The following is a 19,087-nucleotide window of genomic DNA, read 5'->3' as shown; positions in this document are numbered from 1 at the left end:
TATTATATCATAAAAGAAGAAGCCATAGCCATAAAAAAAAAAGAAGCTGGAATCAGTCCAACTTCTAATTCTTACTTTTAATTATCTCTTCCAAAAATACGAAGAATGCTGAGGAACAGATTGATAAAATCAAGGTAAAGGCTTAAGGCGAGTGAAACTGCCCAACCAGCTGCTACATTTCCGCCTGATTGCTCATAGACATAGCGGATTCGTTGATTATCCCAAGCAATCAATCCAGAGAAGATAATCACACTAATAATGCTAATGATGAAATCTAGTCCAGAACTTCTAAGGAAAATATTCACCAAACTAGCGATGATAACTCCAATTAGACCTGCAATAAAGGATCTGCCCAGACCAGAAAGATCTTTTTTGGTAAATTTCCCAATCAATGCCATAGCAAAAAACATCGCTGAAGAAGTAATGAAGGCTGCTAAAACCGTTGCTTGTGTGTAAAGAGCCAACACTAAACTAATCGTAAAGCCATTTAAAGCCGAATAAACTAGAAAAGTTGGCAATGCAGCTGGATTGTTTTTGGCAGACATTCCTGAAGCTACCCAGACAAGAACTAACTCAGCAAAAATTGCCAAATAAAAAATCCAACTATTCGCCATTATTACTGAATAAATCACATCTTGAAATATTGTTAACATCAAAGCCGAGACAAGGGCAGAAATGCCAATCCCCATACCGACTAATGAATAAACTTTAGCGTAAAAACTATTGATACCACTATTTTCTTGAATAACTGTATTGTTCATAAGCTCTCTCCTTTATTATGATATGTTACGATTTTAACATTTTTCGATGAAAAAGTCTTCTTTTAGCCATTCTTTTCCGAACTGGCGCCATGGCTTCCTTGATCGCCCAGTATTTATCCACCATGGTGACAATATAGCCTTCTTTATACCGTGGTGGTGCCAATGTTGCTCCCCACATGTGTTTGATAATGATGTCTTCTTCCACTTTATTTAAATTGGTTACTTTCCGTGCATTTCGTACTGCTAAGCGAGGGTGTACCCAAGCATGACTTTTATTAAATTTCGTTTCCCGCCAATCATAATAAAACATATCGTGCAGAAGTCCGCCACGTGCGGTACTTTTTGCATCCCAACCTAATTTTTTAGCAATTTTATAACTCGTATAACTAACATGAATCGAATGCTCCAAGCGATTGGAATAAATATGATGTGTTATGGTTTTTAATTTCTGGACGCGTGGTTGAGCAATCAATTGTCCAACATGATCCATATACTCTTTATCTTCTCTATAAAGCATAGAACCACCTCCATGTGCTTTAAATTATAAATATATTTCTAAATTTTAACTTAAAGAAAAGATGAGAATTCCTGCTGCCACGGCGACATTTAAACTCTCAGCTCGTCCTTTCATCGAAATATGAATGAGGTAATCAGCTGCTTCTGCCATTTCAGAACTAATCCCCTGACCTTCATTTCCCAACACAAGAGCAAAATCCGACAGTGGTGCTAACTCCCGATAATCCATCGAATCTTTTGAAAGTGTCGTTGCCAATATCGGAAATTGTACTTGTTTAGCAAGGTCAAGAAAATCTGCTGTTTTTACTCGATAAATAGGCAAATGAAAATGACTGCCTTGCATGGAACGCAGAGTTTTCAGATTGTAAATATCTGCTGAATGCTGCGAAATAAACACCCCGTCATAACCAGCCGCATCAGCTGTTCGGATAATCGTGCCCACATTCCCCGGATCCTGCACATCTTCTAAAAAGAGATATTTCCCTTTGAGAACTGAAGGAATCGTCGCTTCCTCAAAAGCAAGCTCTGCTACAATGCCCTGCGGTGTTTTGGAATCAGCTAAATCCGCCAAAATTTCTGCCGTCACTACATAAACTTGAGGAAAATCCTGCACTCTGTCAACAAATTCTTCTAAAACAAAGATATGCCTAATTTTAGCTTGTGCATTGACTGCTTCTTCAAATAAATGCCAACCCTCAATTAAGTATGAGTCTTTCCGATATTTTTTTTGAAGTAATTTTTTAGTATTTTTTACCACATTATTCGCTTTTGAGGTTATAATATTCATAGAACTATTATATCACAAAAAGGAGGTTCACATGCAAAAAGTAAGAATGATTGCACAAGGTCGCGTGCAAGGAGTTGGCTTTCGTTGGGGTGTTTACACACTTGCCACAGAAATTGGCGGTATCACAGGGCGTGTCTGGAATAATGAAGATGGTACCGTAGAGATTTTGGCGCAAGCAGAAAACTCTGCCCTTATGGCAAAATTTATCCAAGAAATCCGCAAAGGGCCAACGCCATTTTCAAAAGTCAACTATTTAGATGTTACAATGACGAATTTTGAATCCTATTCAGATTTTAAAATTGCAAATTAAGTCCTAAGAACTATTGTATATTTAGGAAAAAAACAGTAGAATAGAAAGGTATTATTTTTTAGAAAAAGGAAACAAACACGTGAAAAAATTAAATCGTATTTTATTCTCAGGATTAGGGTTATCTATGCTTCTGCTGCTCTCAGGATGTGTGCAAGTAAAAGATGGTAAGCCTGCTGGGTTTGTCTGGGATATCATTGGAAGACCAATGAGCCTTGCCATTCAGTATTTTGCTAATAACATGGGGCTAGGTTTTGGTGTTGCTATTATCATTGTTACCCTGATTGTGCGGCTGATCATTTTGCCACTAGGACTTTATCAATCATGGAAAGCAACCTATCAATCTGAAAAGATGAACTACTTGAAGCCTATTTTTGAGCCTATCCAAGAACGTATGAAAAATGCTGAAACACAAGAAGAAAAACTGGCTGCTCAGCAAGCACTCATGGCTGCTCAAAAAGAAAATGGTGTCAATATGCTCGGAGGTATCGGATGTCTTCCTCTCCTGATTCAATTACCATTTTTCTCTGCCCTTTATTTCTCTGCTCAATACACTGAAGGAGTAGCTAAGAGTGTCTTCCTAGGAATTCCACTCGGAAAAGCCAGCATTCTTCTCACCATTATCGTCGGAATTTTGTATTTCATTCAATCTGCTTTGACCCTTGTCGGCGTTGATGAGGTTCAAAAAGAGCAAATGAAGAAAATGATGTACATGAGCCCGCTCATGATTGTCATCTTCTCGTTCACAGCTCCAGCAGGTGTTACACTTTACTGGGTAGTCGGTGGTTTCATCATGATTATCCAACAATTGATTATCAATCATTACATCCGTCCTCAACTCAGAAAACGCGTAGCTGAAGAATACAAAAATAATCCACCTAAAGCCATTAAAAATTCTGGTCGTAAAAAAGATGTGACACCTCAAGCACAGGCCGTTATTGAAAATAGAAAACAAAATAAAAAGAAAAATCGTAACGCTGGGAAACAACGTTCGAGATAAACAAAAAGGCTGGAACAATCATTCCAGCTTTTTGCTTGCCATTCAATCAGAAAAGCATCTCACTATATGAAATAGTCCTTATCTTTTCAAACATCAACTTGAACGATAGAATATTCTCATTTAAACATAAAATTACCAAAATTCGCGAACAAAATCATTTTCTAAGCGTTCACTATAGAACAATTCTGACAATGATTTGTCATCAAAAATACGTAGCAAATTTTTTAAATCATAAGCCAATTCGAGAGTGTCCAAGTCTTCACGCGCCACCCACCTAACTTCACCTTCTTCTGATGAGCGGAGATGTCCTGAAAATTCATTTGTGCGATAAAGAAAGACCAGATAACGAATACCTTCCGCCGTGTACCAATGTTTCATACCAACCAGTCTAGGACGATGGATTGTTAATCCCGTTTCCTCATATACTTCACGCACAACTGCTTGGTGGAGACTTTCTTTTTCTTCTATATGTCCGCCAGGTAGAGCTGCTCCTGACCAAGAATACCGTTTTGGGTCCCGAATCTGCATAACAATACGATTCTGATCATCTTCAATCAGACACATGTTGGTTAAAATCACTTGGGACTGATGGGACATATTTCCCTCCTCTATGTCTTACTGAGACGCGCCCCGTGATTGTGATGATACCATGGGGCTCGTTTTCTTTTTTTAATTATGCTGTTTTTTCGACTTTTAGGATTTTTACATCATAACTACCAATAGGTGTTTCAACTGTAGCTGTGTCACCTGTTTTCTTGCCAATTAGAGCTTGTCCAATAGGACTTTCATTAGAAACCTTTCCAGCAAAAGCATCTGCTCCTGCTGCACCCACAATCATATAGACTTCTTCATCCGTTTCACCAACTTCTTGAATCGTAACGGTCTTACCAATAGCAACTTCATCTTGTGCTACTGCATCACTATCTACAATTTCAGCATAGCGAATCTTGGTTTCCAGACTTGAGATTTGTCCTTCAACAAAAGCCTGTTCATCTTTGGCTGCTTCATACTCACTGTTTTCTGATAAGTCACCATAAGAACGAGCAATTTTAATACGTTCTACCACTTCTGGACGGCGAACTAGTTTTAATTCTTCTAATTCTTTTTCAAGTTTTTCCTTTTCTTCAAGGGTCATGGGATAAGTTTTTTCTGCCATTATTTTTTCTTCTTTCTATTTTTAAAATAAAGAGGGAGTGGGACAGAACTCAGCTTGAAAATTTTAGTTCCTAGTCTCACCCCCGCAGGGTTGCTCAACAGTCTCCCAGACTGTTGAGGTGGTGGATAAAGAAAACAAAGTTTTTGTCAAAAGTGTTCTACCAAGCTTGAAAAACAAACAACTTTGAGATTTGCTTTACAAGTTCTATCCGCCACCTCAAAGCAATGCTTTGAGCAATCAGTAGCTGCGTCGTTGGTTTATTATAACTATATACTTTATACTTTGAAGCTGGAAACTTTCGTCCCAGCTTCTTTTTAATATTCGCTTGCTTTGCAAGGTGCATTCTTCAACTAGTCTAAAATACGCTTGTAGCAATCTTTTTAGACTTATACATCATTGCTCAGAAGTAGAACAAAATCAAGTTTTAAAAGTTACGTTTGTCCCACTTCTCTAATTCGAACTACTTGATTGTGTCAATTTACTATTAACATGTTCTTGAACATTTTTTTCATGTTCTTCATAGGTATTTGCGAAATAAACATTTCCTGTTTCTGTATTGGCTACGAAGTAAAGATAATCCGTTTTGGCTGGATTAACAGTCGCTTCAATAGCAGAAAGACTAGGATTGTCTACAGGACCAGGCATTAAACCGGTATTTTTATAAACATTGTAAGGCGAATCAATATTAGTATCAATCGCAGCGTCTTCTGCTAAGGTTGTCTTTTGACCAAGCTTCCCTTGAGCATACAAAATTGCAATATTACTTTGCAAAGGCATGTTTTGATTTAAACGATTGTAAAAGACACTTGCGATGTTTTTTCGGTCTTGATCTGTTGAACCTTCTTTTTCAACCAAGGACGCAATTGTCAAAACATCATGCACAGTCAAGTTCTTTGAGGCTAAAACATCATAATATTGCGACATGGTTTTATCCATTGCTGCTAACATTTGGTCAATGAGCGTTTCAGCAGTTATGCTGTCGGTCACATTGTAAGTAGCAGGGAAAAGATAGCCTTCTAAGCGATACTTAACACCGCTCTCTTTTTTAGCTAAATTGCCTAATAAGTTTGGATATTTTGTAGCTTCCTGAGTGATAAAATTATCATCTTGCACTTTCTTTAAGAACGTATCCGAAGACAATTTATTTTTCTTCAACTTCGCAATCGTTTTTGCAATTTGGTCAATGGTATATCCTTCTGGAATGGTTAATTTTTCCATTGAAGGATCCTGCGGAGTATCCGTTCCACCTTGCTGTAGCTTTTTAGCAATCGTATCCAAACTCATGCTCTTTTGCAGATTGTAATAACCCGATTGGAAATCTGCATAGTTATTAAACTTAGCATAATAGCTAAAAATCTGAGCATTTTTGATCAAACCAGCTTTTTCCAAGACCGTTCCAATTGCTTTGGTGCTCGATCCAGTCGGAATCTTAACCGTCACATACTTTGTATTTTTCGCATCAACTGGTTGTAAAGCTGATGTAACATAGCGATAAGCAAAAAAACCAGTTAAACCAATCCCTAAAAGTAGCAAAATTAAGACCGTTTTGACGATTTTTCCGGCAATTTTATTTTGACGCTTCTTCGTGTTAATCGTTTGAGCAGTCCGATTTGAACGAGAAAGTTTCTTTGTATCTTGCTCCGTTCCGTAAACTGCAGGTTGAACTAATTCTTTTGGAACCTTGGTTTCTTCAACAGCCTGATTGGTTGGGTAAGAAACAGGGACTTTCGTCGTATGAGTATTAAACTCTTTTTCTTCTTCCCTAGCTACTGCTTCGGCTTCTATTTGTTCAATGGTTGGAAGGGGACTTTCTAAAGGAGCTGGCTCTGGTTCGCCACTTTCTTCTTTTTGAACTTTTGGTATATCCTTTTCAGAAGCAGTTGCTTTCTCTTCTTCCTGTGCAGAAGGAAGCACAGATTGACCCAAACCTAACTTTTCCTGCAAGTCATTAGATTCTTCTACAGGTTTTGGTTGTTCAGTTCCCTTTGCTTTAGCCAAGTCGCGCAGAATCTGCTCTTTAAAACTCAGCCCTTCTTTTTCTTGTGAATCTTCAGCCAAATAGTTGACCTCCTTGTTCAATATCCCTACTATTATATCTTAAAAGATAAAGAAAAGCAATAAGAGAATGCCTTTCTTTCAAGCATTCTACAGAATAATCAATTCTTTTCTCCACTATTTGGGAGTTTTCCAAAGCATATCATACCAGACTTCACCTGCATAGGTAGATTGGGATACGCCCTCGTTGATAAAACCATGTTTTTCATAGTAAGCGACCAAATAATCATGACAAGTTAAGTTGATTCCCAAACGCTGGTCGCGAATAGCAATATCCTTCATTGCATTCAACAAACTGCGACCTAATCCCATATTCTGAGCATTTTTATCAATAGATAAACTGGTCAACGAAATATAATGGTCTGTCAAATGACTATAATCTTCTACCTCAGAAGTAAAGGATTGATCTACTAAATGGCGTTCTGGACGAACAGGTCCTTCAAGGTAGCCTAAAATCTGACCGTCTCGTTCAGCTACTAAGAAACTGGTTGTTAGTTTTTGGATATGGGCTTCCAAAATCTCTCGACTCAGAGCTTCTTCTGGTCCAAAGTTTTCCCATTCAATAGTCGTAATAGCATCCAAATCTGCTAAATTTGCCTGTCTAATCTTCATTTTCCCTCCTTAAAATATGGATTATCCCAAACAAGTTCATATAAAATAGCATGGCTATCTCCCCTTTCAGAAATTCCTTCATTTATGAAAGCATTCATTTCGTAGTAAGAAATCAACTCATCCGAACAAACCAACTGAAGACCTTTTTGATTTTGTGCAACAGCTATTTCTTTGTAAGCAGCTAAAAGCAAAGTTCCCAGTCCCTGCTCTTTAAAATCTAGATGAATGGATAAGCGCTGAATCGTCATAAAATCAGAATCTTGCTGCCACTTTGACGAATTGTCTATCATTTCCTTTGTCAAATGACGTGAAAAAACGGCTGCCCCTACAAGGTAGCCAGCTATTTTCTCATTTAATTCCGCTATTAAAAAGTTCGTTTGCCCCTGTTCAATCCATTTTTGGATTGTTTCTGCACCAGCTGCTTCTGTGGAAAAATTCGCCTCCTCAATCGCAACGATTGCCTTCCAATCTTCCAAAGAAGCTTCTCGAAGGGTGACTTGTGGTATTAGATTACTGGACATTGCTTGTCAAATTGGATAGCAAACGTTCAAAAGAATATTCATAGGTTTGAATATCCCCAGCTCCCATGAAAACATAAACAGCATTTGGGTGTTCTAACAATGGCGAAACATTGTCAACAGTAATAATTTCTGCCTTTTTGATAATTTTTTCAGCTAAATCTTCTACTTTGACATCTCCGTGGTCCACTTCACGCGCAGAGCCATAGATTTGCGCCAAATAAACGGCATCGGCTTGATTCAAAGCTTCGGCAAATTCGTCCAAAAGCGCAATGGTTCTGGTAAAAGTATGTGGTTGGAAAATCGCAACAATTTCTTTACTTGGATATTTCTGGCGAGCTGCGTCCAAAGTCGCAATAATTTCAGTTGGATGATGCGCAAAATCATCAATAATTGTTGTCCCATTAACCACTTTTTCAGTAAAACGACGTTTCACACCACCAAAAGTGACTAAATGCTCCCGAACTAAATTTAAGTCAAATCCAGCTGTGTACAATAAACCAATAACAGCTGTTGCATTCATAATATTGTGGCGACCAAAGCTAGGAATCTTGAATTCTCCTAATTCTTGCCCACGGAAAGAGACTTTAAAGCTAGAGCCTGTCGTAGAACGGAGTAAGTCATGAGCGATAAAGTCATTTCCTTCCTTAAAGCCATAGTAATAAATAGGAGCGTTAGCTGTGACTCGGCGCAATTCTTTGTCTTCACCGTAAACAAATAACCCTTTGCTAACCTGTTTAGCATAATCATTAAAAGCATTGAAAACATCTTCTAAGCTGGTGAAATAATCTGGGTGGTCGAAGTCAATATTCGTGATAATTGAATATTCAGGATGATAAGGCATAAAATGACGTTCGTATTCATCTGCTTCAAATACAAAGTATTTCGCATTTGCAGAGCCGCGCCCCGTCCCGTCACCAATCAGATAACTGGTATCCGTAATGTTTGACAAAACGTGTGCCAACATACCCGTCGTTGATGTCTTTCCATGTGCCCCTGCCACTCCCATGCTGACAAAATCACGCATGAAAGTTCCCAGAAATTCATGGTAGCGCTTATAAGCAATTCCATTTGCATCAGCATAGGCAATTTCAATATTATTATCCGGACGAAAAGCATTTCCTGCAATGACTTCTACATCTGCTTGAAGGTTTTTTTCGTCAAAAGGCAGGATTTTAATCCCTGCTTGCTCTAAGCCACGTTGTGTAAAATAATATTTCTCCACATCGCTTCCCTGAACGTGATGTCCCATTTGATGCAGCATCAATGCTAAAGCACTCATTCCAGAGCCTTTAATCCCGATAAAATGATAGGTTTTTGTCATAATTTCTCCTTAAATACTAAGAGCGTTAAATTTAGTGAAACCAAGTTCACACAAAAATAATTGCTCTTGTCAACGTTCGATTATTTTTCTTCCAGCCGTGTTAAATTTAGCTCTTGCGCTATCCGGCGCTCTCTTTGGCTTTGCAATTCTTTTTTATTGTAAATTTGACTTGTTTTTAAAAAGTCATAATTATTTTTAGCTTTTTTGGGTAATTCATTTGGTTGATGTACAGAAGGCTCCGTCTTGATATCTGCCAAAATATATTGGTCCTGTTTCAAATTCCGACTATATTTTGCCAGTTCACTACCATTTCCCTTTTGGAAAAATGCTGTTGGTTGATGTGAAATAGCTGTGTTACCATTCGTAACGGCAGGATAAGAGCGCTTTTTAGAAGTAAAATCCGATGTCAAATAAGCTGCCGAACGTTTCTTTTTCAAATCCGCTCTGGCTTCTTCTCTAGCCAATTCAGCATAGCTTTTTGGGGCAGGTTTGGCGACTTCATCAGACGGAATAGCTGAAGTTGCTTGGTAAGCTTTTCCTTCTTTTACTTGACTATCTGCAATTTTCTTTACAATTGGTTCCCATTCTAAATAATTTTTATCAACATAGTCACCATTAATATTGCTGATAAGATCACTTTCATCGTAAAGATTCATACGCGGCATTTCTGATAGCATGACTTCATCGTCAGAAATCAATGGAAAAGATTTTTCTTTCATTAGCACATTTCCTTTCAACACCTCATTATAACCTATTGGTGCTATTTTTCAAGTGTTTCTGTAGAAATTCCTAGAATTTCTCGTATTTCAGCAACGGTTAGGCTGTTACGGGATTCTGTTCCATCTAGGATAGTTGATACGAGATGGCGCTTGCTTTCCTGCAATTCTTGAATTTTTTCTTCGATTGTGCCTCGCGTAATCAGGCGATAGACTTCTACATTTCTTTCTTGACCCATACGGTGAGCTCGACCAATTGCCTGAGACTCTACTGCTGGATTCCACCAAAGGTCAACTAGAATAACGGTATCTGCACCTGTCAGGTTTAAGCCAACGCCACCAGCTTTTAGGGAGATTAGAAAAGCGTCTCCTTCCCCATTGTTGAAAGCATTTGTCATCTCTTGGCGCTCTTTTGCTGGTGTAGAACCTGTAATTTTAAATGCCTCCATTTTCATCTTTTTCAATTCTTTTTCGATAATGTCTAGCATACCTCGGAATTGAGAAAAGATTAACACACGGTGGCTTCCTGTCTGAATCTGCTCTAATAGTTCTAGCAGGCTTTCTAGTTTACCACTCTCGCCATGATAATCTTCCATAAAGAGCGCTGGGGTATCACAGATTTGGCGCAAACGCATCAAGCCGGATAAAATTTCCATTTTGCTGCGATTGAGTTCTTCCTCTGTAGAAGCAAGCACGCGCTCCTGCATTTGTTTTAACTGCGCTAGGTAGATAGCCTTTTGACTATCTGCCAGTTCATTGCGATAAGACACTTCGATGAGATCTGGTAATTCTTGCAAGACATCTTCTTTCTTTCGACGCATGACAAATGGTTTGATAAAACGAGCGACAGTTTCTGCAGGCAGTTTCAAAAAGTTCTTTTTGCTAGGTAATAATCCTGGCAAAACAATTTGAAAAATAGACCATAATTCGCTGAGGTTATTTTCAATCGGCGTTCCAGAAAGAGCAAAGGTATTTTTGACCTCAAAATTTCGTAAATGATGAGCAATCTTGGTCTGTGCATTTTTCATGACCTGCGCTTCATCTAAAAAGAGATAATCGAAGTTCAATTGACTATATTCTTCAACATCTTGACGGAAAGAAGCATAGCTTGTAATCATCACCTGATGACCTTCTGCAATCAAGTTATCTCTGACTGGCTTTAATCCATAAATGACCGCTACATCCATTTCTGGCGCAAATTTTGCAAACTCATCCAGCCAATTGTAAATTAAACTAGACGGAGCCAAAATCAAAACGTTGGTCTCTTTTTTTAGCTGACTACTTAAAAAGGCAATGGTTTGAAGGGTTTTCCCAAGCCCCATGTCATCTGCTAAAATACCGCCAAATCCATAATGGTGAAGCATAGACATCCATTTGACACCCGTTTCTTGGTAATCACGCAAAGTTGCTTCCACTTTTAACGTTGGTAGCGCAAATTCCTCTGGATGCGTCAAATCAAAGGCTAAATGGCGAAATTCCTCCGAAAAGCTAACTTTTTCTTGATCTTTAAACAATTCAGATAGCTGATAAGCAGCAATCCGCTGCGTTTGGAAAATGCCGTCTTTTCCTTTTTTAACTCGTAAATCCTGTAAGGTTTTGCTGACTCTTTTTGTTTCTTCATCAAAAACGAGCACCTTGCCAGAGCGACTGATGAAATAATCATTAGCCGAAAAAAGAGCTTCTAACGCATCGTCTACTTCTGTCTGGTCAATACTTGTAAAGTCAAACCCGATATCCAACAAGCCACCATTTGTCTGAACAGAAACTGCTGGTCTTTCCACTTGGTACAAGGCTGTCAGGCTTTCTGCTACAAATACCTTTCCCAAGCGCCTAAAACGAGGGAGAATGGACGTAAAAAATGAATAAATCTCTTGTGGTTGCAATGGTGGACGAGTGCTTGTGAAATCTGCTTCAAAGCCAGCAGACAGAGCTTGTTGAAAAACCTTTTGTTCTAACTGGAAATCGCTGGCAAATGGTAGTTCTTCCAACTTAAAACGAGTATCCACAACACGATTTCCATAGTCAAACTGGATTTTGAGACGAATTTCCTGAGTATCCAATAACTCGAAATCAAACAGTGGAGTAAACGTATGAATGACTAAACTTTCTGGTGCGTGAATAGAACCGACTTTGCCAAATTCTAATAGTCCTGAAGCTAGTTTTGCTTGATCGCTTGTATCAAATTGAAGGCGTTTTTTGCGATCGGTATCCACAGGCAATTCTCGAATCACCTGAATCATCCGCTTTTGTTGATCTGTCAGTTGATAGAAATGATCCCCATAAAAAATAAAGTCACCACCATATAGGATTTTATAATTTTGCTCTGTAATGGTGAGTTCGAAATAATCCAAATTTTCCTCTACTGTAAAATCATAGATGCCTACTTCAGCATGCAAATCTTGGAAAAAGACTTTGTCATAGTCATAAAGACTATATTCCAAGCGAAAATGCGGCAAATTCATGAGTCGATTTACGCCTTCTTCAAACAGACTAGACGGAAAATAAAGATGTCTAGCTGCATTTGGAAAGATAAAAGAAGCATCTTGATCTTGCTGATAAGAAACAAGTCCTCGTAAAAACTGGATCACCTCTTGACTAGCTTCATCAAAAGCAGCCAATTGCATTTTTTCATAATAGTGCTTGCCGATTTGATAATAATCGCCTTTTTCAACAATCTTTAAAAAAGCACGAATATCCCGGATAACATAGGAGCGCTCATCTGGTAAACGACTGATGCGCAAGGTCCACAAAAATTGTCCTGTATAATCATCTTCTTGCCCGACCGCAGACAGTTCATAGTGAACGGCTACTTCTTCTGTCTGGAGGATTTTATCCAAGAAGAGACTGCCAAAAGAGACCTTCGTTTGAGTTTCTTCTGAAGTTGTCTGTTCTTCTTCCAGATTTGCCAAAACGACTTTCCCTTCAGGATCATTTTTTAGAAAATATTCTAATCCTGCAAGATGAGCACAATATTTCTTTTTTTGAAAAAAATCACAGGCACAAAAAATGGCTTCGTCGTCCAAGCTATATCGCAGATTGTGACTTTCCACTCGGCTGTAAATCATCTGATCTTTCACTTTGAGAATTTCAATTTTCCCTGCTTCGTAAAGGGCAATTCCTTCCGTCCGAATCTTCCCAGGAATCAATTTTGCCATAAGTACCACCTTTATTTTATCTATTCATTATACCATATTTTCAGCATAAAGAAAAAAAGCAAGGTTCTCCTCGCTTTCTTTTAGAAAATGTCCTCGTTGAGCTTTTTATAGCATTTAGTGCGTGCAATCAACACTTTCATAAAACCGACTAGCAATATTGTATTTCCTATTACTAAGAATACTAAAAGGAGCCAAATTCCCAGTAAAAGTATAGAGAATTTTGTTATCATCAACCAAATGACGCCCAATGTTATAGCAGCCAAGAAAAGATGTGCAATTCCTACAACTATCAAACTAAAAAGTGATAACCAATAGCGAAAACCAAACGGTTTGTACTTTCTATCATCATAATGAATATTCACATAAGCTGCACTTGCAATTCCAATGAGCACCACTTTAGCAATATTTATCCAATTCATATTTCTTTCTCACATAAGTACGTTAGACTAGTTATCTTGTACTGTACCACTTCTACTATTTTTATGTTCAGCCTTGTTTAGTTAGTTCCGCCCTACTTCCGCTTTCTGGCAATGAGATGAATTGGTGTTCCTTCAAATACGAAAGCTTTGCGGATTTGGTTTTCTAGGAAGCGCATATAAGAAAAGTGCATGAGCTCTTCTTCATTGACGAAAATAACAAAGGTTGGCGGTTTAGTCGCGACTTGTGTCGCATAGAAGATTTTCAGCCGTTTCCCTTTGTCGGTCGGTGTCGGATTAATCGCAATGGCATCCATGATGACGTCGTTGAGAACAGCTGACGGAATGCGAGTATTTTGACTTTGACTAATTCTCTTAATCATGCCTGGCAATTGATGCAAACGTTGCTTAGTCAGAGCTGATACAAAGACAATCGGTGCATAAGAGAGATACTGAAATTGGTCGCGAATATCGGCTTCCCAATTTTGCATGGTCTTGTTATCTTTTTCCAGCGTGTCCCACTTGTTAACAACGATAATAATTCCTTTACCTGCTTCATGAGCAAAACCAGCAATCCGCTTATCATACTCGCGAATCCCCTCTTCAGCATTGAGCACCATGAGCACAACATCGGAACGGTCAATGGCTCGCATAGCTCGCATAACAGAATACTTCTCTGTATTTTCATAGACCTTACCTGACTTACGCATACCCGCTGTATCAATCATAGTAAATTCTTGTCCCTCATCGTCCGTAAAGACCGTATCAATCGCATCACGAGTAGTACCAGCCACAGGACTAGCAATAACACGATCTTCTCCTAAAATCGCATTGATTAGGCTAGACTTGCCGACATTGGGACGACCGATGAGGCTGAATTTAATCATGTCTGGATTTTCAGCTGCTTCTTCATTGGGGAGATTTTCAACAATGGCATCCAGGACATCTCCTGTCCCAATCCCATGAACGGAAGAAACGGGATAAGGATCACCCAAACCAAGCGCATAAAAATCAAAAATTTCACTGCGCATCTCTGGATTATCTACTTTATTGACCGCTAAAATAATTGGCTTGTGGGTCTTGTAGAGCATGCGAGCCACATATTCATCCGCATCTGTAATACCTTCTTTTCCAGACACCACAAAAACGATGACATCCGCTTCCTCCATAGCAATCTCTGCTTGGTGCTTGATTTGCTCCATAAAAGGTGCATCTACGTCATCAATCCCGCCTGTATCAATCATGCTAAACTTGCGATTCAGCCAATCAGCCGTTGCATAAATACGGTCTCTGGTTACTCCTTCAACATCCTCAACAATCGAAATCCGCTCCCCGGCAATCCGATTAAAAAGCGTTGATTTGCCGACATTAGGACGGCCGACAATGGCAATGGTTGGTAAAGCCATAGTGTTCCTCTTTCTGTTTCAAGAAGCTGGGACAAAATGCTCAGCTTCGCTTGTTTATGTAGTTATAATTACAGGGCGCAGCGGTTTGGAGAAACTCTATTGACTTTAGGCAATTTAGAATTTCCCATGTACAATTACTAGACAATTAGTGCCAATCAAACACTGCTAAGTGAGGTCTAATGCGCTGATAAATCAGCTTTTATATCCCTTTTGACGTCAAGTTTTACTTGAGTTCATTTCCAACCTCGGAAGGTTTCCCAAACCTTTCGAGCTGTGCGGGGTGAACCAACAAAATCGAATTTCTTCAAAATGACCTTTTTGTCTCACTCCCTTTATTTTACAATAATTTCTTGTCTTGCAATAGATCCTGACTAGCAATATTAGGCTTTTGACCAAATTGCTTCGCTAGTCGCTCGCTCCATGTATCTGTTGCACGCTTCCCAGCATAGTCTGCCTGAATCTGATCATAAGCCTGAATAACAGACGCATCCTGTTCTTGATAGTTTTCTTCAAAAACGACTGTTTCATACGGCAGGCGTGGTTTAACAGCATGGTACTGATCCGACTTTCCCAAAGCCATTCCAAAAATAGGGTATGTATAATCTGGTAAATTAAACAGCTCCGCTATTTCCCTAGAAGCATAGCGAATCAAGCCAATGATGACCCCGCCATATCCCAGACTTTCAGCCGCCAAAAGAGTATTCTGCGCGACCAGACTAGCGTCAACAGAACTAATCAGAAGATTCTCCACTCCTTGTGAGTAAAAGGTATCCGTATGAAGTCGCACACCTTTCTCAGCTCGATTGAGGTCTCCGATAAAAAGAAGAAAAACAGACGACTGACGAATAGCCTCCTGAGGCACCAAATCAAACAAAGCTACTTTCTTTTCTTGATTGCGAACAACAATAATCGAATAAGATTGGAAATTCTTCCAGCTAGAGGCTGCTCGACCAGCATCAATAATCGCCTTCAAATCCTCATCTGAAATCTGCTCATCTGTAAAACGACGAACAGAAGTATGCTTTTTCATCAAATCAATCGTTTCATTCATCGGCGATTTTCTCCTTCCAGACGAACTTCCTCTGCTAAGAATTTTATTCTTTCCATGACACGACGAGCCTGCCAAGTTTCATCTCCGTTTTTGGATGTCGCAAAATGCCGTTCCAAATCCGCAAAATTAAAATTCGATGTAAAGAAAGTTGGCAAATTTTCCTGCATCCGGTGCTGTAAAATAACCTGCAAAATCTCATCTCGCATCCACGGACTTGATTGCTCCGCACCAATATCATCCAAAATCAATACTTGCGCTACTTTTACTTCATCAATCTTTTCCTTAACGAGACCAGAAGAAATAGCATTCTTTACATCCAAAACAAAACTAGGATAATGAAGCAAGGTCGTGGAAACACTGCGTTTTTCCGACAAATCATGTGCTAAGGCTGCCATCATGTAACTTTTTCCCACGCCAAAATCACCATAAAGGTAAATCGCTTTTTTGTAGTTTGGATAATCTGCCACAAAATTCGTCAGCAACTCAAAAGCCTTGTAACGACCAACATCGTCCAAATCCACTTTTGCCAAACTAGCTTCCTTGAGACTAGCCGGAAGACTAATTAAATTTAACCGTGCATTGATAGTTGCTTGTTTCTGCGCTTCGACTAGTTCTGGAGTTTCTTCATAAGAAACGTCTGCATACCCCTCATTCTTCACCAATATCGGCTTATAGCCTTTGGCAATATACGCTTTATCACCTAGCAAGAAACGGTTTCGCTCAGAAATATACTGATTAAACTTAGAAATGCTTCGTTTGATTTCAGCAGGTGTCAATCGCTCAGACTGGATAAAAGCCGCCACATCTGGATCGGCAACGATTTGTTTCACCAACTCTTCATAGTCAAATTGACGAGCTTGTTTCCTATGCGCCATCGTTTGTCCAACACTCTCCATCTAGTCACCTCCTTGGTCTAATTTCGCTAAAAGTTTTCTCTTTTGCTCCTCTAGCTCAGCCTGCTTTTCAGCACTTGTTTCATTCTTATAGTCAGGATTGCTCCAGTCGGGAACATTGCTCTTTGAAGTAGCCGTTTGATTTGCTTTTTTGCTTGGTTGTTGATTTCGCTCACGAATCCACAAAACTGCTTCTTCTGCTGATGCCACCTCCTGATATGAAAAGTCATTTGCTACTTTCAAAGCGTATTTTTCATTGAGATTAGCCGAATCCACTTTGTTAAAAGTCAACAGCAAAATCACATTGATCACTTCATCTAACAGTCCCAAATTTGCCAATTCTTGCAAACACTGACGTTCTCCTCGTGTGATTGTCGCATGCTTTGTTTTTTTGATTTCTGCCAAAAACTGCATGGCTGACCTACTCTTAGCCTCTCGAATAATCGTTTGTTCAGCATTAGAAAATCCACTTGCAGCAGGCTTTTGATTTAATTTTTGCTTCATTCGCTTGGTTGAAATCACATGACCGACAGCCGTTTCCTTAGCCAACAAATAGGTCTCATACCAAGTCCAATTTTGTTGCTCTGAAATAGCAAAGAGTACCAGCAAATCTTCTTTTTCGTTTTCAAAACGCAAGTTTTCTCGCGCCATCAATTGTTTAAAGTAATCCAAGTCAAAATGATTCTGTTTTGATTGCGGCTCTACCTTTGCATCTTCCACTTGAAAAATCTCTGACAGCTTCACATCTTGCTTCTCACCACTTGGGTGACTAGGCAACAAAGCTTCTACTGCAGCTTCACCAATCTTCTTTTCTAACAGACGCTTGTAAACAGGATTGCTTAAAAACTCACCAGACGATAATGTGGGCTGCAAATAGACCTGAAAATGATTCTCTGCATGATAAAGCTCTACTAACTGCATAGCGGACAACATTTCTAAACTTTTTTGCAAGGCATTCATCCCCAGATTGAGATGATTCAAAATGTGCCCAAAAGTATAAGATGATTTTCCATTATCCCAAAAAGCAAGAAAATACTGATAGATAGAGGTTGCATGAAACCCTAAAATTGGCAAATATAGACGAATCAAATTGGTGCTGTCCTGACTAATCAGATTATTCTTCACAAAAGAAAATTGATCATTCGGTTTCATCTATTGTTCCTTTTTCTTTTTCGCTGTTTTTGTAATCTGTTTCAAGAGGCTTTCCAGCTCGCTCACATCTTTAAAGCTACGATAAACACTAGCAAAACGAACATAAGTAATTTCATCTAAATCCACCAACTCTTCCATAACCAAACCACCGATATACTCGCTTGCGATCTCATTTTCATTACTACTGCGCACTTTTTGCTCAATTCGGCTAACAATTGCTTCAATCTCATCACTAGAAACAGGACGTTTTTGCGCCGAACGAATGATTCCATTAAAGATCTTATCTCTTGAAAATTGTTCTCTCGTGCCATCTTTTTTTACGACAACAAGTGTCCGTTCTTCTACACGTTCATAAGTCGTAAAACGATATTGACATTCATCACACTCACGACGACGACGAATTGTGTTGCCATCTTCTGCTTGCCGACTGTCAATAACACTTGATTTACTACCACCACACTTAGGACAACGCATCTGCTTCCCTCCTGAATTCTTAATACTTCATTATACCATGTTTTAAGAAATAACAAAAGATAGGAACTTCCTCACGAAAACATATAATAATCCGTTATCCTATTTACTTCTCTCAAGAAATTTTATATAATAATTGTAAACGTTATCATTTCAAGGAGAATTATAATGAAAAGATTTTTTTCTGTTGCCTTTTTTAAAGACAAAAAGAATATTGCTATTCTAGCTTTAATTGTTCTTTTGTTGGTTTCCTTTTCTACCAAAGGAAACCAGCGCGAAAATGGAGAAGAATATAAAGTACAGATTCAAAAATTAACAAAAAGCAATGAAAAAGCCGCTAAAGATTACAAAGCATTAAAAAATGAGTTTGACTCCTACAAAAGAGAAAACGAGCAATATATTGCTATAGGTAGAAAAGAGAAACAGGCAAAGAAGGAGAAGGCCGCTGAGGAAGAGAAGAAAAAGGAAGCGGAAAAAGCTAAGCAAGAAAAAGCAGCAAAAGAACAAGAAATAGCTAAACAAGCGGAAGAAAAACGAAAACAAGAAGAAGCAGCTGCCGCTCAAGCGCAGCAACAACAAGAGGCTGCTGCAGCACAAGAAGCTCAACAGCAGGAACGAACCGTTTATGTAGCTCGTAACGGAACTGCTGAGGTTTATTGGTACAGTATAGATAATATGCCACGCAATACACGGTTTGACAGAGTAGTCACCATGACTGAAGCCGATGCTATCAATGCTGGAAAACGCCACACCTCTAAAGAATGACAATCAAAAACGGGAAGTTTTATCTT

Annotated in this window: 20 protein-coding genes; 3 read left to right on the top strand and 17 right to left on the bottom strand. The window is 38.9% G+C overall.

Annotated features, from left to right (window positions below):
• Positions 1-77: 77 nt before the first annotated feature.
• Genes HMPREF2634_RS06620 through HMPREF2634_RS06610 form a run of 3 tightly spaced genes read right to left on the bottom strand, consistent with a single transcriptional unit; the run spans position 78 to position 2,064 of the window.
• The gene (locus tag HMPREF2634_RS06620) at positions 78-761 is read right to left on the bottom strand and encodes a Bax inhibitor-1/YccA family protein (RefSeq protein ID WP_021001963.1); all 684 of its coding nucleotides are present in this window, start codon (positions 759-761) and stop codon (positions 78-80) included.
• Positions 762-786: 25 nt separating this feature from the next.
• The gene (locus tag HMPREF2634_RS06615; RefSeq protein ID WP_021001964.1) at positions 787-1,278 is read right to left on the bottom strand and encodes an HDIG domain-containing metalloprotein; all 492 of its coding nucleotides are present in this window, start codon (positions 1,276-1,278) and stop codon (positions 787-789) included.
• Positions 1,279-1,323: 45 nt separating this feature from the next.
• Positions 1,324-2,064 carry a TrmH family RNA methyltransferase gene (locus HMPREF2634_RS06610; RefSeq protein WP_021001965.1) on the bottom strand — a complete coding sequence of 247 codons (741 nt, stop codon included), beginning with the start codon at positions 2,062-2,064 and terminating at the stop codon, positions 1,324-1,326.
• A 31-nt stretch (positions 2,065-2,095) separates the two neighbouring features.
• Here HMPREF2634_RS06610 and HMPREF2634_RS06605 point away from each other — a divergent pair, with 31 nt between their 5' ends.
• Together HMPREF2634_RS06605 and yidC are read left to right on the top strand one after the other, a co-directional pair.
• On the top strand, positions 2,096-2,374 hold the full coding sequence (locus HMPREF2634_RS06605; RefSeq protein WP_003023619.1) for an acylphosphatase: 279 nt from the start codon (positions 2,096-2,098) through the stop codon (positions 2,372-2,374).
• A 79-nt stretch (positions 2,375-2,453) separates the two neighbouring features.
• Entirely contained in the window at positions 2,454-3,371 is a 918-nt protein-coding gene (yidC, locus tag HMPREF2634_RS06600) for a membrane protein insertase YidC (protein WP_003023616.1), read from the top strand.
• A 132-nt stretch (positions 3,372-3,503) separates the two neighbouring features.
• On the opposite strand, the gene HMPREF2634_RS06595 is transcribed toward yidC, so the two are convergent.
• From HMPREF2634_RS06595 to nrdR, 14 genes are all read right to left on the bottom strand, one after another.
• A complete protein-coding gene (locus tag HMPREF2634_RS06595; protein ID WP_021001967.1) occupies positions 3,504-3,968 on the bottom strand; it encodes an 8-oxo-dGTP diphosphatase in 465 nt (154 codons plus the stop codon).
• Between the two features lie 76 nt (positions 3,969-4,044).
• On the bottom strand, positions 4,045-4,527 hold the full coding sequence (gene greA / locus HMPREF2634_RS06590; protein WP_021001968.1) for a transcription elongation factor GreA: 483 nt from the start codon (positions 4,525-4,527) through the stop codon (positions 4,045-4,047).
• A gap of 450 nt (positions 4,528-4,977) precedes the next feature.
• Positions 4,978-6,585, bottom strand: coding sequence for an endolytic transglycosylase MltG (gene mltG / locus HMPREF2634_RS06580; protein ID WP_021001969.1), 1,608 nt, complete (start codon positions 6,583-6,585; stop codon positions 4,978-4,980).
• A gap of 114 nt (positions 6,586-6,699) precedes the next feature.
• Positions 6,700-7,194 carry a GNAT family N-acetyltransferase gene (locus tag HMPREF2634_RS06575; protein WP_021001970.1) on the bottom strand — a complete coding sequence of 165 codons (495 nt, stop codon included), beginning with the start codon at positions 7,192-7,194 and terminating at the stop codon, positions 6,700-6,702.
• Positions 7,191-7,715 (bottom strand): GNAT family N-acetyltransferase, encoded by a 525-nt coding sequence (locus HMPREF2634_RS06570; protein WP_021001971.1) that lies wholly within the window; start codon positions 7,713-7,715, stop codon positions 7,191-7,193. Before HMPREF2634_RS06570 ends, HMPREF2634_RS06575 begins: the two co-directional genes overlap by 4 nt.
• The gene (gene murC / locus HMPREF2634_RS06565; RefSeq protein ID WP_021001972.1) at positions 7,705-9,036 is read right to left on the bottom strand and encodes a UDP-N-acetylmuramate--L-alanine ligase; all 1,332 of its coding nucleotides are present in this window, start codon (positions 9,034-9,036) and stop codon (positions 7,705-7,707) included. The genes HMPREF2634_RS06570 and murC overlap by 11 nt, the downstream gene beginning before the upstream one ends.
• 80 nt (positions 9,037-9,116) lie before the next feature.
• Entirely contained in the window at positions 9,117-9,755 is a 639-nt protein-coding gene (locus HMPREF2634_RS06560; protein ID WP_021001973.1) for a divisome accessory protein ZapJ, read from the bottom strand.
• A gap of 41 nt (positions 9,756-9,796) precedes the next feature.
• Complete coding sequence (locus tag HMPREF2634_RS06555; RefSeq protein WP_021001974.1) at positions 9,797-12,907, bottom strand: pilus expression-regulating Snf2 family helicase; 3,111 nt, start codon at positions 12,905-12,907, stop codon at positions 9,797-9,799.
• An 80-nt stretch (positions 12,908-12,987) separates the two neighbouring features.
• The gene (locus tag HMPREF2634_RS06550; protein ID WP_003041516.1) at positions 12,988-13,326 is read right to left on the bottom strand and encodes a hypothetical protein; all 339 of its coding nucleotides are present in this window, start codon (positions 13,324-13,326) and stop codon (positions 12,988-12,990) included.
• Between the two features lie 92 nt (positions 13,327-13,418).
• Positions 13,419-14,729 (bottom strand): ribosome biogenesis GTPase Der, encoded by a 1,311-nt coding sequence (gene der, locus HMPREF2634_RS06545; protein WP_021001975.1) that lies wholly within the window; start codon positions 14,727-14,729, stop codon positions 13,419-13,421.
• Positions 14,730-15,066: 337 nt separating this feature from the next.
• The gene (locus HMPREF2634_RS06540; RefSeq protein WP_021001976.1) at positions 15,067-15,780 is read right to left on the bottom strand and encodes an NADPH-dependent oxidoreductase; all 714 of its coding nucleotides are present in this window, start codon (positions 15,778-15,780) and stop codon (positions 15,067-15,069) included.
• Entirely contained in the window at positions 15,777-16,676 is a 900-nt protein-coding gene (dnaI, locus tag HMPREF2634_RS06535; RefSeq protein WP_021001977.1) for a primosomal protein DnaI, read from the bottom strand. The genes HMPREF2634_RS06540 and dnaI overlap by 4 nt, the downstream gene beginning before the upstream one ends.
• Positions 16,677-17,825, bottom strand: coding sequence for a replication initiation and membrane attachment protein (locus HMPREF2634_RS06530; protein ID WP_021001978.1), 1,149 nt, complete (start codon positions 17,823-17,825; stop codon positions 16,677-16,679).
• Positions 17,826-18,299, bottom strand: coding sequence for a transcriptional regulator NrdR (gene nrdR, locus HMPREF2634_RS06525; protein WP_070836414.1), 474 nt, complete (start codon positions 18,297-18,299; stop codon positions 17,826-17,828).
• A gap of 165 nt (positions 18,300-18,464) precedes the next feature.
• Here nrdR and HMPREF2634_RS06520 point away from each other — a divergent pair, with 165 nt between their 5' ends.
• Positions 18,465-19,061 (top strand): hypothetical protein, encoded by a 597-nt coding sequence (locus HMPREF2634_RS06520; protein ID WP_021001979.1) that lies wholly within the window; start codon positions 18,465-18,467, stop codon positions 19,059-19,061.
• The last annotated feature ends 26 nt before the right edge of the window (positions 19,062-19,087 follow it).

Origin of the sequence: Streptococcus sp. HMSC034B03, assembly GCF_001838575.1 — a bacterium.
GTDB lineage: Bacteria > Bacillota > Bacilli > Lactobacillales > Streptococcaceae > Streptococcus > Streptococcus anginosus.
The sequence above is the reverse complement of the archived record's forward strand: the minus strand, read 5'-3'. Positions and strand labels throughout refer to the sequence as shown.